13 protein-coding genes are annotated in these 12,198 nt (G+C 40.0%); 2 read left to right on the plus strand and 11 right to left on the minus strand.

Features of this window, described 5'->3' with window-relative positions; genetic code table 11:
- Positions 1-43: 43 nt before the first annotated feature.
- Together IGI89_RS15635 and IGI89_RS15640 are read right to left on the minus strand one after the other, a co-directional pair.
- A complete protein-coding gene (locus tag IGI89_RS15635; RefSeq protein WP_005236898.1) occupies positions 44-649 on the minus strand; it encodes a superoxide dismutase in 606 nt (201 codons plus the stop codon).
- Between the two features lie 76 nt (positions 650-725).
- Entirely contained in the window at positions 726-1,169 is a 444-nt protein-coding gene (locus IGI89_RS15640) for a GtrA family protein (RefSeq protein ID WP_034878673.1), read from the minus strand.
- 132 nt (positions 1,170-1,301) lie between these two features.
- On the opposite strand from IGI89_RS15640, the gene IGI89_RS15645 reads away from it, so the two are divergent.
- Positions 1,302-2,111 carry a DUF1189 domain-containing protein gene (locus IGI89_RS15645; protein ID WP_061053948.1) on the plus strand — a complete coding sequence of 270 codons (810 nt, stop codon included), beginning with the start codon at positions 1,302-1,304 and terminating at the stop codon, positions 2,109-2,111.
- Positions 2,112-2,137: 26 nt separating this feature from the next.
- Positions 2,138-3,133, plus strand: coding sequence for a phosphoglycerate dehydrogenase (locus tag IGI89_RS15650; RefSeq protein ID WP_430601526.1), 996 nt, complete (start codon positions 2,138-2,140; stop codon positions 3,131-3,133).
- Between the two features lie 62 nt (positions 3,134-3,195).
- Here the strand turns inward: IGI89_RS15650 and IGI89_RS15655 are convergent, their stop codons facing one another.
- The 9 genes from IGI89_RS15655 to IGI89_RS15695 form a co-directional block, all read right to left on the minus strand.
- Positions 3,196-4,140, minus strand: a complete 945-nt coding sequence (locus IGI89_RS15655; RefSeq protein WP_061053946.1) for a glycosyltransferase family 2 protein — start codon at positions 4,138-4,140, stop codon at positions 3,196-3,198.
- A gap of 57 nt (positions 4,141-4,197) precedes the next feature.
- Positions 4,198-4,497, minus strand: coding sequence for a HesB/YadR/YfhF family protein (locus IGI89_RS15660; RefSeq protein WP_430601525.1), 300 nt, complete (start codon positions 4,495-4,497; stop codon positions 4,198-4,200).
- Positions 4,498-4,508: 11 nt separating this feature from the next.
- On the minus strand, positions 4,509-5,174 hold the full coding sequence (locus IGI89_RS15665; RefSeq protein ID WP_005229566.1) for a potassium channel family protein: 666 nt from the start codon (positions 5,172-5,174) through the stop codon (positions 4,509-4,511).
- Between the two features lie 87 nt (positions 5,175-5,261).
- Positions 5,262-5,891, minus strand: coding sequence for a response regulator transcription factor (locus IGI89_RS15670; RefSeq protein WP_005236913.1), 630 nt, complete (start codon positions 5,889-5,891; stop codon positions 5,262-5,264).
- 3 nt (positions 5,892-5,894) lie between these two features.
- The gene (locus tag IGI89_RS15675; RefSeq protein WP_008379604.1) at positions 5,895-6,962 is read right to left on the minus strand and encodes a sensor histidine kinase; all 1,068 of its coding nucleotides are present in this window, start codon (positions 6,960-6,962) and stop codon (positions 5,895-5,897) included.
- The gene (gene liaF / locus IGI89_RS15680) at positions 6,959-7,690 is read right to left on the minus strand and encodes a cell wall-active antibiotics response protein LiaF (protein WP_008379602.1); all 732 of its coding nucleotides are present in this window, start codon (positions 7,688-7,690) and stop codon (positions 6,959-6,961) included. The genes IGI89_RS15675 and liaF overlap by 4 nt, the downstream gene beginning before the upstream one ends.
- Positions 7,691-7,842: 152 nt before the next feature.
- Positions 7,843-8,322: a transcription elongation factor GreA gene (gene greA / locus IGI89_RS15685; RefSeq protein WP_005229556.1), complete on the minus strand. Its 480-nt coding sequence runs from the start codon at positions 8,320-8,322 to the stop codon at positions 7,843-7,845.
- 115 nt (positions 8,323-8,437) lie between these two features.
- Positions 8,438-9,712: an endolytic transglycosylase MltG gene (gene mltG, locus IGI89_RS15690; RefSeq protein ID WP_400450285.1), complete on the minus strand. Its 1,275-nt coding sequence runs from the start codon at positions 9,710-9,712 to the stop codon at positions 8,438-8,440.
- A gap of 153 nt (positions 9,713-9,865) precedes the next feature.
- Positions 9,866-12,193: an N-acetylmuramoyl-L-alanine amidase gene (locus IGI89_RS15695; protein ID WP_400449997.1), complete on the minus strand. Its 2,328-nt coding sequence runs from the start codon at positions 12,191-12,193 to the stop codon at positions 9,866-9,868.
- Positions 12,194-12,198: the final 5 nt, after the last annotated feature.

Here is a 12,198-nt window from a genome sequence, read left to right on the forward strand (position 1 = left end):
CAAAAAAAGAAGCCTTTTAGCAGGCTTCTTTCTAGTAAATTGTTTAAGCTTTTGCGAAATATTCGTTTACTTTGTCCCAATTAACAACACTCCAGAAAGCATTGATGTAATCTGGACGAACATTTTTGTATTTCAAGTAATACGCATGTTCCCAAACATCTAAACCTAAAACAGGCGTTTGGCCATCCATCAATGGTGAATCTTGATTCGCTGTTGATGTGATTGCTAATTTGCCATCTTTCACGACTAACCATGCCCAACCTGAACCAAAACGTCCGGTTGCTGCAGTTTTGAATTCTTCTTTAAAGTCTTCAAAGCTACCGAAAGCTTCGTCAATTGCTTCTTTGATGGCTCCAGTAGGTTCGCCACCAGCATTTGGGCCTAAGATTTCCCAGAAGAACGTATGGTTGGCATGGCCGCCACCATTGTTACGAACTGCTGTTTGAATATCTTCTGGTACAGAAGAAAAGTCAGCTAATAATTCTTCAACTGTTTTTTCACCTAATTCAGGATGTTTTTCAATCGCTGCGTTTAAGTTTGTTACATAAGTGTTATGGTGTTTATCATGATGCAAATGCATCGTTTCTTCATCAATGTATGGTTCTAATGCATCGTATGCGTAAGGTAAATCTGGTAATGTGTAAGTCATAAAAAAATTCCTCCTCAATGATAATGTTTACATAAGTAACATTATCAGACTATCAGACTTTGTTCAAAAAATATGCTTACTTTTTCTCACTTTTTTTCGTATTGAAAATCAAAAATTTACTAAACACATAGTTTGCCAAAACAACAACAACTTGGGTGACCAGCTTGGCAACTAGATCGCCGGTTGCCAAAATTGAAATAAATAGATACATACAAAGCATATCTAAGCCTAATGATAAGACGCGAAAGAAAATGAACTTCCCAAATGCCGCCCATGACTCTTGCTTTGTCTCGGTTTTTGCTTCAAAGACCCATAACTTATTTGTAAAGTAGGCGAACAAAACAGAAGCAATCCAGGAAATCACATTCGCTGTCTGGTAATAAAAACCAAATCCTTCACGAAAAACGAGGTAGACGACAATGTTGACTACAGTCGTTAATCCACCAAAAAATAAGTACGTAATCGGCTCCCACAACTTTTTTTGCTGCAAGAACTGCTTGTATTCGTTGTACTTTTGCATTCTTTTGCCTACTTTCATTTCTTTATTTATTCATTCATTCGATTATTGGTTCTTTTTTTGTGAATTCCTTGTAATTCAAAGAACCCTTCGTTACAATTACTCTAGTTATACCACAAAGGAGTTCATCAGCAAATGACTATCATCCAACTATTTAAAATTGCTTTTTTCCGAATACCTGATTTAAAATTTGTCAAAAAAGCAGAATTTTCCAAAGTAATCGTTTTTCTATTAAGCGCCTCCGTGCTTATCGCGGTACCGATGACCATCAATGTATTAGGTGTCTTTCGCGATGTGCAAGCAGACGGACAAAAAATTGGAGAATCGATTCCAGATTTTACGATCGAAAATGGGCAGCTTGCTACAGCGCCGGATACGCAAGGTTTCATTTATCAAACCGATTCGATCATCTTTACTTTCGATCCAGATGGCAACCGTACGCCAGCAGATATTGCATCTGATGTCACTGGCTCTGTCATCGCTGTTGGCTTGTTAAAAGATCAGCTGGTCATCCGTATCCCCTCTTCTGGCTTATCGACGTCAATGTTAGATTCTAATCAATTAGAATTTGATTACAGTGAGCCTGCGCTGCGCAATCTTAACGGTCAGGCGATTCGAGAAGCGCTATCAAACCAAGCGATTCCATGGCTAATCAAACTCATTGTCTTTTTTGTTGCATTGTATCCATCATTTGTCAGCTTGCTGATCACCTTAGTGATGGGGACCTTTATTGCAACGATCTATACAAGATTAAAACGATTCTCCTATACCTTCTTTGAAAATTTAAAGATTCTAATCGTAAGTGCTGCATTGCCTACGCTTATTAGTGTAATCGTACAACTACTATTGCCTTCCTTCGATGCAACCACCTTTATTTTGTTTGGTTCTTTATTCTTATTCACACAAGGGGTCAAACATTCTCCAAAAATTCAGTTTAAAACCTAATCTAGGCCATGGTCAATTCCTTGAACATGGTTTTTTTCTCATTCTTTGCTACACTTATGTTAAAAGGAGGCTTGGCAATGAAAAAAATAATCTTAGCTACTCGAGAGTTTCGTGACACATATGTGAAACAAATCGAAAAAGACTATCAATTTCTTGTGTACACAAAGGACCAAGCAATTGATTGGTCACAAGTAGAAATCACCATTGGTTGGAAGTCGGAATGGAAGGACTACCTGCTAACTGAGAAAACAAATTTGAAATGGGTCCAAGCAATTTCAGCTGGCGTAGACACCTTACCATTAAAAGAGTTTGCGAAATACAATATTCGCTTATCTAATGGCAGCGGCATCCATGCCGAATCGATCACAGACCATTTGTTGGCTCTACTATTTATGGAAAACCGCGGGATTTTCCAAGCAATTCAGCAACAGAGAAAACAGCAATGGTCACCAAATACAATCCCCTATACAAAATTGTCGGACCAAGAGATTTTGATCGTTGGTACGGGACAAATTGGCCAAAAGTTAGCTCAAGCATTGACCTTTTTTGGTGTAAGTCCCATTGGTATCAATACTAGCGGGCATGACGTGACAGGTTTTGAAAAAACGTTTGCGTTATCTGACTTACACGCTTGCGCAAAAACCGCCGATTGCGTCATCAACAACCTTCCTCTGACGGAAGAAACCAATCACTTGTATGATGCAGCTTTTTTTGCCCAAATGAAACCTAGTGCTTCCTTTTATAATGTCGGCCGCGGGCCAAGTGTGGATACCACTGCATTAGCAAAAGCCCTAGAAAAAAAGCAACTATCATTTGCCGCTCTGGATGTTTTTGAAGAAGAGCCATTGCCCGAAAATGATCCGTTATGGCACATCGAAAACCTTTTGATAACCCCCCATATCTCAGGGCATACGCCCCATTTTCAAAAGGCATTTATGTCCATTTTCTTAGCGAACTTCCAACAATTTTTGGCAAAACAAGAACTTGTAAAAAATGAGATAAACTTGGATAAAGGCTACTAACATATTCTTTCCGCAAAAAAAGTGTACAGTCGGAGGCAAACCCTTCAACTTGTACACTTTTTTTATTTTTGTTTTTCTTGATCTTTTTCGGTTTCTTTCAAAAAATACAAGGGTCTATTTTTAGTCTCTAAGAAAATTTTTCCGATATACTTGCCGATGATTCCTAAACAAAGCAATTGTAGTCCACCAACAAATAAGAAGATGCTGACCATCGAAGGCCATCCTGATGTCGGATCTCCAAAAATAAAGGTTCTTATCACTATAAATACCAAAGCAATCAGAGAGCCAAAACAGGAAAGCGCCCCAATAAACGAAGCAATGTTCAGCGGCGTATCCGAAAAGTTAACAATCCCGTCGATCGAATATTGGAATAGTTTCCAAAATGACCACGAAGTCTCACCGGCGACTCGTTCCCGGTTCTCATAAGCGATGTATTCTGTATCAAAGCCGACCCAGCTGAAGATCCCTTTTGAAAAGCGATTGTACTCTGACAGTTGTAAAACGGCATCCACCATATTACGACGCATCAAGCGAAAATCTCGGGCACCATTTACCATTTCGGTATCGGCAATCTTGTTGATAATATTATAGAAGGCATCTGAGAAAAAACTACGGATTTTCGGTTCTCCTTTGCGATCTGCTCGTCTGGTCCCAACACAATCAAGCTCTGGTTTTGCTTCCAGCATCGCAAACATTTCTGGCAGTAATGTCGGCGGATCTTGTAGATCTGCATCCATCACAGTGACAAAATCGCCTTTCGCCGCTTGTAAGCCTGCATAAAGTGCCGCTTCTTTACCAAAGTTTCTCGAAAAAGATAAATAGCGAACACTTTCAGGATGGGCACGATATAACTCTCTTAAAACAGGTAGTGTTTGATCTGAAGAGCCGTCATTAACAAAAATATATTCAAAAGGCATGTTTAAATACTTCTTCACCTTTTCTGTTTCCTCAAAGAATATCGGCAAGCTCGCCTCTTCATTAAAACAAGGTACAACAATTGATAACATCGGTTTCATCTCCTAGAGCCAATCGTGGGAAGCCGGTCAGCTATGACCGAATCCACATTATTTTTTATCTTCACTAAAATCGTACTTCGGTTCATCCAACGTTTGATCATAATCAACTGTCAGATTATAGCCTTTGAAAAACCACTCATCCGCTTCATCAATAAAAAAAAGCAATCCGTCAATGGTTTGTTCAACGATCGGACGTTCTGGTTTGTCCACTGAAATCCCCACGGAAAATCCGTCATGCACTTGTGTCTTTCCATAAATTTTTCCAAAAAAACGAATCCCGCTTCCTTGGTCTACCACCAACTCTTTTTTGAACCATTGCATTGCTTCAGGACTTATTGTTAAGTTCATTTTCTTCACTCCTAATCATTCATATGTTCATCGAGTATATCTACATCATCTGTATTGCCGATCACGAGTAAATTGTCATTTTCACGCACGATCGCCTCTGCATCAGGCGAAACGATCACTTGTCCTGGTCCCCGACGAATCGCAACGACTGTCAGACCATACTTTTGTCGAAAATTCAGCTCAATCAGGGATTTATTGAAAAAGCGTGGATTGGACACGCGAATCTCTGCTAAAGAAAATTCATCAGATAGTTCAATATAATCTAAGATATTTTTGGAAACTAGATTATGAGCGATGCGAATCCCCATGTCACGTTCAGGATGGACAACACGGTCTGCGCCGAGTTTTTCCAGTACACGGGCATGGTATTCGTTTTGGGCTTTCGCTAAGATATTAGGAACACCCATTTCTTTTACCATCAAGGTCACCAAAATACTAGCTTGAATATCCTCACCTATCGCAACAATGACATGGTCAAAGTTACGGATACCCAATGAACGCAACGTCATCTCATCTTGTGCGTTGCCGACCACCGCATGGGTGGCGATATTCATATATTCATTGACACGATCTTCGTTGCTATCGATTGCCAACACTTCTTGACCTGATTCAATCAACGTACGACAAATACTTCCACCGAAACGACCTAATCCAATAATTGCATAATTTTGCTTCACCACAACCGCTCCTTTGTTTGCCAGATCATTATTTAGTATAACAAAAACCTCCCCTGCTTGCCATGAGGAGGTATGATTATTAAGATTTTATTTTATCAAGCCATGTTTAAAAGCATATATCGTAGCTTGCGTACGATCTTCTACTTCTAATTTTGATAAGATATTTGACACATGTGTCTTCACTGTTTTCAGCGTAATGAAGAGTGAATCCGCAATCTCTTGGTTGCTCTTTCCTTCAGCGATCAACAGTAACACTTCTTGTTCCCGATTGGTCAAATCTTCATGTAGGATTGGTGTCCGATTCGTCAAACGATCCATCATTTTCGTGGTGACTTCGGGTTCTAAGACCCGCTCTCCTCGCTGGGTTGCACGAATGGCTTCCGCAATCTCATGAGCAGTAGACGTCTTTAACAGGTAACCGGCCGCACCCGCTTCAATTGCAGGATAGACTTTCTCGTCATCAATAAAACTAGTGACAATGATGATTTTTGCTTCTGGCCAATCATTTAAAATCAATTTCGTAGATTCGATCCCATCCATTTCATCCATCACCAAATCCATCAAAATCACATCTGGACGTAATTCCAATGCCTTTTCATACCCGACTCGACCATTTTCCGCTTCCCCAATTACTTCTATATCGTCTTGAATTGATAGATAAGAAGAGACCCCCAGACGAACCATTTCATGGTCATCAACTAACAACACTTTAATCATACGTTATGCCTCCTTCAACAGTGGAACTTTGATTTCAATACTGGTTCCTTGATTTTTAAAACTAATAATTTTCAACGTTCCGCCAACAGCACTTACCCGTTCTCGGATATTCATCAAGCCATAGCTGCCGGCCTTTTGATCTTGGGGATCAAAGCCAACTCCGTCATCGATCACCCGCAATAACACGTTATTATCGATGCGATGCAAGTATACTTCTAACTCATCAGCTTTCGCGTGGCGCAGTGTATTAGACAAGAGTTCTTGGATCACGCGAAAGAGTTGATCTTCAATCGAACTAGGCATCGTAAAGTCTTCAATATCCCAAGTCAATAGAATTTTGATTTTGGTCTCTAATTCCTTTAACAATTGCTCGATTCCTTGCTTTAGACTCTTCCCTTCCAAAGTTACAGGTCGTAGATGAAGCAAGAGCGCCCGCATTTCAGATTGCGAAGCATTGATAATGTCTGTGACCATAGCTAACTGTTTCTTTTGGCTTTCTGGAGCATCTGTTCGAATCGCTTGCTCATTCAGTGCAGACATCATCATCATGGCGGCAAACAGCTGTTGAGAAACAGAGTCGTGCAGTTCACGAGCCAAACGTTGCCTTTCTGCTTCTAAAATCTCTTCTTTCGTCTGACCATCAACAAACTGCGGTTTCGCATTCAATTGCTGTAATTCCATCGACATCTGTTTCATCTTCGATTGGATACTGGCAATATCACGATCCACATTCGCAATCAAATGGTTTTCAGACGCATGTGGGATCTTTGTTTCCAATAAAGGGCTATCGATATAGCCGCTGGCTAACAGTCTTAGCTTTTCTTCCACCGGACCGTATTGACGGTTGCGAAAAAAAGAAATCAGTAAAAAGACAGCTAAAGCAATCAATGCAGATATTACAAGTAAGTGAAAGACGATTGGGATAAAAAAGAGTTTGATTTGAAAGACTTCTATCAGCCAATTATTTTTCCCACTGGCATACAAATAGGAAAACAGCATCAATATCATGGTGAAAAAACTTGCTAATCCTGCGTAAAAAGCGATCATGCCTCTTGAAAATTTCCCAATCATACCCGAATCACCTCAACATCACCAACAAGGGTATTCGTTAAGATTTTCAAACGCCGACTATTTTCGCCATAATCCGGGCTGTAAATCGTCACTTTTTCATTTTTCAAGCTCGTTTCTTCGCCTTCAAAGATAACGGAGCCAATAAAAGTACTGTGCTCTAATTTGATCGCTATGCCAGCAGGCACTAAAATACGAGTTCTACCAAAGCCTTTTCGTACGATCACGACGTTTTCTTTCTTAGGCAATAAAGTGTTGCCTAGATCGATGAAAGTGTCTCCCGTCAAGATATCTAAATTGATATCGTCCCATTCATAGACTTGACTGCCGATCCGTTCATTGCCTAACCATTGCTGCTTTTGTTTCAGCGGATGATCCACTTTGGGTTCTTCAGTTTCAACGATAATCATTTGTTTTTTGCGCCAGAATGAATTTTTAGTTAAGTCGATTCCGGTAATCTCGACTCCTTTTAAACCAATAAATAAAATCGCAAAAATCAGCATCAGCCACAGTGCTGGACTATTTAACAAACTGATCAAAATAGCAATGGAACTTGAGACCATCAAGAAATTTTTAAAATTGCTCTTGCGCTCACTTCGGTTCACAAGGACCAAGCACGTCACACCAAGTATTAATAAAAATAATAATGGCGGATTAGATAAAATTTGCCATACCGCAAAAAGCAGTAAGAGCGCTTCAACAATAAAGAAAAAACGCCAAGGACTTTTCATTCAAGCTCCTCCTCCTAGTAATTCTACTTTATCATACCTGAAAAAAATGGTTTGTCCATCCGTCGCTGGTCCGAAAAAAGACCCTGTTTGATCAATTTCCCTAAAGGAGAATGAACAACAGGGTCACCTAAATCTACCTAGTGATCAAGCGACTAGCTTTTCTTTACTTCTGTGATTCTTACTTGCATATCTCCGCCTGGCGTTGAGATCGTCACTTCATCATTGACTTTTTTCCCAATCAAAGCACGAGCGATTGGTGAATCATTGGAAATTTTACCAGAAAACGGATCTGCTTCAGCACTACCAACGATCATGTACTCTTCTTCGTCACCATCAGGCAACTCAACAAAAATCACAGTTTTTCCGATGGAAACTTCATCAGAGTCTACACCCTCATTATCAATGATCTCTGCAAAACGAATCATATTTTCTAAAGTAGTGATTCGGCCTTCGACAAACGCTTGTTCATCTTTAGCAGACTCATACTCGGAGTTTTCGGATAAATCGCCAAAACTGCGGGCTACCTTGATACGTTCAATGATCTCGCCGCGTTTTACCGTTTTCAATTCTTCTAATTCTTGTTCTAGCTTTTCTTTTCCTTCAAGTGTCATTGGGTAAACTTTTTCTACCATAGTTCTTTTCTCCTTTTAGTAACTTCTAATAAATCGCAAAAGGTAATCTTTTGCGATGAGTCCACAAAAGATTACCATGCTTTTTTTTAAATGTAAACTATAAACCTATGAAAATTTAATTTGAGGTATTGTTTACATATTGTTCCACTAATTGCATATGCTGTTCATAGGTTTCCGCAAAGTAAACTTCTTGGGTTTGAATGTCAGCAACGAAATAATAGTAGTTGTTCGGTGTTGGATCTAAGACCGCTTGGATCGCTGCTTCGCTTGGATTGTTGAATGGTCCAGGTCCGTAGCCAGTATGCACATAGAGATTATAAGGAGAGTCAACTTGAGTGTCCTCATAAGTGACTAGCTCTTTGTGCTCACCTAACGCGTATAGAATCGAAATATCCGATTGCAGCGGCATATCAATCGCTAAACGATTGAAGAATACCTGTGCGATATTTTTACGATCTTCTAGCTTACTACCCTCTTTTTCAACAAGTGAAGCCAATGTAAGGACTTCTTGGACCGTCATTTCTTTTTGAGCAATTTGATCGAAATATTTGGACAAGACTGAATTTGATTTATCCACCATTTGGGTAACGACTTCTTCTAGGGTATTCCCTGTATAGTAGTCATACGTCGCTGGGAACAAGTATCCTTCTAGTCGGTAACGCACGCCTTGCGCATCGCCGGCACTTGCTAAAAGCTCAGGATAGGTTTCTTTCATTTTTTCAAAGAACTCATCGCTTTCCATCAAAGCTAAGAAATCGTCTTTCGAGATATTTGTTGCTTCCGCTAGAGCATCACCGATTTGATCCACATCAAACCCTTCTGGAATCGTCACTTTTGCATCAGAGGTGACCGAACCTTCGCCATTTTGCAACTGCTCACTTATCGCTTCCAGTGTCATATTTGGTGAAAAATGATATGTTCCTGCTTGAAAGCCCGTCAGATTATTAAATTTTGTGTAATAATTAAAAATCATTCCACTTTTGATAATGTTCTCATCCTCTAGGATCTCACCAATTGCTTTATTCGATGAACCGCTTGGAATAACAATCGTCACCTTCTCAGTATCATCTGGATCTAATGGCTGCAAACTTGAAGTAACATATCGATAAGCTGAGAAACCTAATATTCCGCCGATTACTAAGAAAACAAGAACAACAATCAACACGATCTTATTAACTATTTTGTCTTCCTTGCTGCGCTGCAATCTGCGTTGGTTTTTTTCAGAAACAGTTTCTCGCAAACTTTCTGAAGAAGCTGAATGATTTTGTTTTTCTTCTATATGTTTACTTTTATTTAGATGATTACTACGAGATCCCACAGAATCGTCATCCAACAAGCTGTGTTCAGATATCGATTCTTTTTTTGAACTTGATTCTTTTAAAGACTCCATAACTTTCTCCTTAAAAGAATCTTCTGGATGTTGTTTAGACAAAACAACTCCTCCTTAATATCTTCTTTTTGACTTGTATCATTATACATGAAAACTCATCAGAAAGAAATGACATTCTTTTTTTTACTTAAGTATTCTGCTCATTTAAAACTTTTATAATTTTTCACCGGTCACGTTTTGCACAATATTTTTTGCGATATTGTCCAAATTGTTTCTTATTCTCGCAACATCTGAAGGATTGGAGATAAAGCCAAGTTCCATTAAGCGATACTCAATCCCTCTAGATCTGAAAATATTTAAATTCAATAAGTCTTGTCTAAAACTCAACCCATTCGAATTAACAAATGAAGGATGCCAGCCGACATAGGTCCGAATGGTATTCGCTAGCCCGATATTAATTGAATTGGATCCCCCTGGTCTCACTATGACGTGCCCCCCAGAAGCTCCGATACCTCCGCTATCTAGATGAAATTCTGTAACTGAAGTGATTGCGTTACTTACAAGGTGTGCTCCTTGTCCGTTTCGAGTGTCAGTAAACATGTCGCGTGACACATCATAAAAATTAATTCTGCTTTCTTTCAATTGATTGGCATACTTACGCAAATATGGAAGCAATTCATTTCTTGTAAAGTCTCGCTCATTCGTCCCGCTTCCCACTGCTCCCGGGTCGATTCCCCCGTGTCCCATTACAAATAGAAACTCTTGCATTTCGATATACGGTTTGGCTGTCGACCCTGGTGCCGGTTGATTTTTAGGCACAAGTTTTATTTCGAGCGACTCAACACGTTTTGCTAACGAACTCGTTCCAGCCCGCTGATCATTTCGAGCCCAATCAAGCCAACCATAAGTCTGGGAATGCACTCGATAATAAATATCATAAAGCAATGAAATATTGCCGGTCAATCGAATTTGGAGTGCTTCGATCCGTTTCGCCTCACCTGTTGTACCGGCTGTGCTCCCATTAGATTGATACCCTTGCCAACCATAGGTTTGAACATGCGTACGATATTCTATTCCACCTGTAACTGGAGAGTTTTCTAAACTTAGCTGGATTGCTTCCAGTCGTTTTGCCTGACCAACTGTTCCAATACTTGCTTGGCCCGGATTAATCGTCGTCGACCATCCAAAAGTCTGAACATGTGCACTCAAATGAATACTTGGTGTTTCAATTGTTTCGTAGGAGATAAACGGCATCGTACTATCTCCTGGCGGCGCCGTTCCTTTTTGCACAAGTTGAACTTCAATTGCTTCTACTCTTCGTGAGAGCGCGACACTTCCCGACATTTGATCGTTTTTCGCCCATCCTAACCAGCCAAACGATTGAATGTGAACCCGATAATAAACATCAAATAATTGAGACAAGGTTCCTGTCAAGCGGATCTGAATCGCTTCTATCCGTTTAGCTTCATTTGCTGTACCTGCAATTGCACCATTCGTTTGGTAGGATTGCCAACCATAACTCTGAACATGTGCACGGTATTCGATATCTCCATCATAAATATTATTATCTAAACGAAGCTGAATCGCTTCTAATCTCTTTGCTTCTCCAGTAACACCTCCAGAAACAAGACCGCTCGATTGGGACTCTTGCCATCCGTAAGTTTGAACATGCGAAGATAAATGAAGCGAAGGTTGGGTTACATTGTCAGTTGAAACATAAGGTTTATCAGTGCTCCCGGGTGCTGGACTACCTTTTTCCACTAACTGAATTTGGATAGATTCTAGTCTTTTAGCAAATCCAGAAGTACCCGCTTCATTCCCGTTTTTCGCCCATCCAAGCCAACCAAACGTTTGTGAATGGACGCGGTAATAAATATCATAGCCCTCCGCTAACTCATCGGTCAAATTAATTTTGACTGCCTCAAGGCGCTTAGCTTCACCAATCGTTCCAGAAAATTCGCCATCTCTTTTTTCGCCTAAATCCCAACCATAAGTTTGAACATGTGTGGAATAAACGATACTACCTTTCAGTTCTGTGCTGTCTGGATCAATAGCGAGCGACATTCCCTCCAAACGCTTCGCCTGTCCAACTGTACCACCAGTAACATTACTAGCTGGCGGTACTTCTGTTTCCCCATCTGTTTGTATATGTACCATTAGTTTCAAGTTCGGTAAACCTTTTGCGGATTTTAATTCAATATCATCCTCTTCACTGGAAGAAGACGTTGTCTGCTCTGTCGTAGAATCAAACGTACTTGAAGATGATTCTGTTATATCTTGCGTACTTGAGTCACTTACTGAAGTTGAACTTGTACTTTCGCTATTTGTTGTAGAAGTACTATCCGACATTTCCGTCGTTTCTGTAGATCCGCTTTGATAATTTGAATCAGTACTGCTGGTTTGCTCATTTGTCAAACTCTCTGAAGCGTTACTTGTCATTTCTTGTCTTACAACGTTCGTTTCAGCAAGTCCAATGATTGGACTGAAACTGCTCGCAAGGATTACTAGAACCAGAAAGAAATTAGCCAACCTTTTTTTCATATGAA

This window comes from Enterococcus sp. AZ141 (assembly GCF_051714385.1).
Classification (GTDB): Bacteria; Bacillota; Bacilli; order Lactobacillales; family Enterococcaceae; genus Enterococcus_D; species Enterococcus_D entomosocium.

Bases quoted from the DNA above. Each gene is read 5' to 3' on its own strand.
- IGI89_RS15635 (WP_005236898.1), bottom strand. From the start codon at position 649: ATGACTTACACATTACCAGATTTACCTTACGCATACGATGCATTAGAA.
- IGI89_RS15640 (WP_034878673.1), bottom strand. From the start codon at position 1,169: ATGCAAAAGTACAACGAATACAAGCAGTTCTTGCAGCAAAAAAAGTTG.
- IGI89_RS15645 (WP_061053948.1), top strand. From the start codon at position 1,302: ATGACTATCATCCAACTATTTAAAATTGCTTTTTTCCGAATACCTGAT.
- IGI89_RS15650 (WP_430601526.1), top strand. From the start codon at position 2,138: ATGGTTTTTTTCTCATTCTTTGCTACACTTATGTTAAAAGGAGGCTTG.
- IGI89_RS15655 (WP_061053946.1), bottom strand. From the start codon at position 4,140: ATGTTATCAATTGTTGTACCTTGTTTTAATGAAGAGGCGAGCTTGCCG.
- IGI89_RS15660 (WP_430601525.1), bottom strand. From the start codon at position 4,497: ATGAACTTAACAATAAGTCCTGAAGCAATGCAATGGTTCAAAAAAGAG.
- IGI89_RS15670 (WP_005236913.1), bottom strand. From the start codon at position 5,891: ATGATTAAAGTGTTGTTAGTTGATGACCATGAAATGGTTCGTCTGGGG.
- IGI89_RS15675 (WP_008379604.1), bottom strand. From the start codon at position 6,962: ATGATTGGGAAATTTTCAAGAGGCATGATCGCTTTTTACGCAGGATTA.
- liaF (WP_008379602.1), bottom strand. From the start codon at position 7,690: ATGAAAAGTCCTTGGCGTTTTTTCTTTATTGTTGAAGCGCTCTTACTG.
- greA (WP_005229556.1), bottom strand. From the start codon at position 8,322: ATGGTAGAAAAAGTTTACCCAATGACACTTGAAGGAAAAGAAAAGCTA.
- mltG (WP_400450285.1), bottom strand. From the start codon at position 9,712: ATGGAGTCTTTAAAAGAATCAAGTTCAAAAAAAGAATCGATATCTGAA.
- IGI89_RS15695 (WP_400449997.1), bottom strand. From the start codon at position 12,193: ATGAAAAAAAGGTTGGCTAATTTCTTTCTGGTTCTAGTAATCCTTGCG.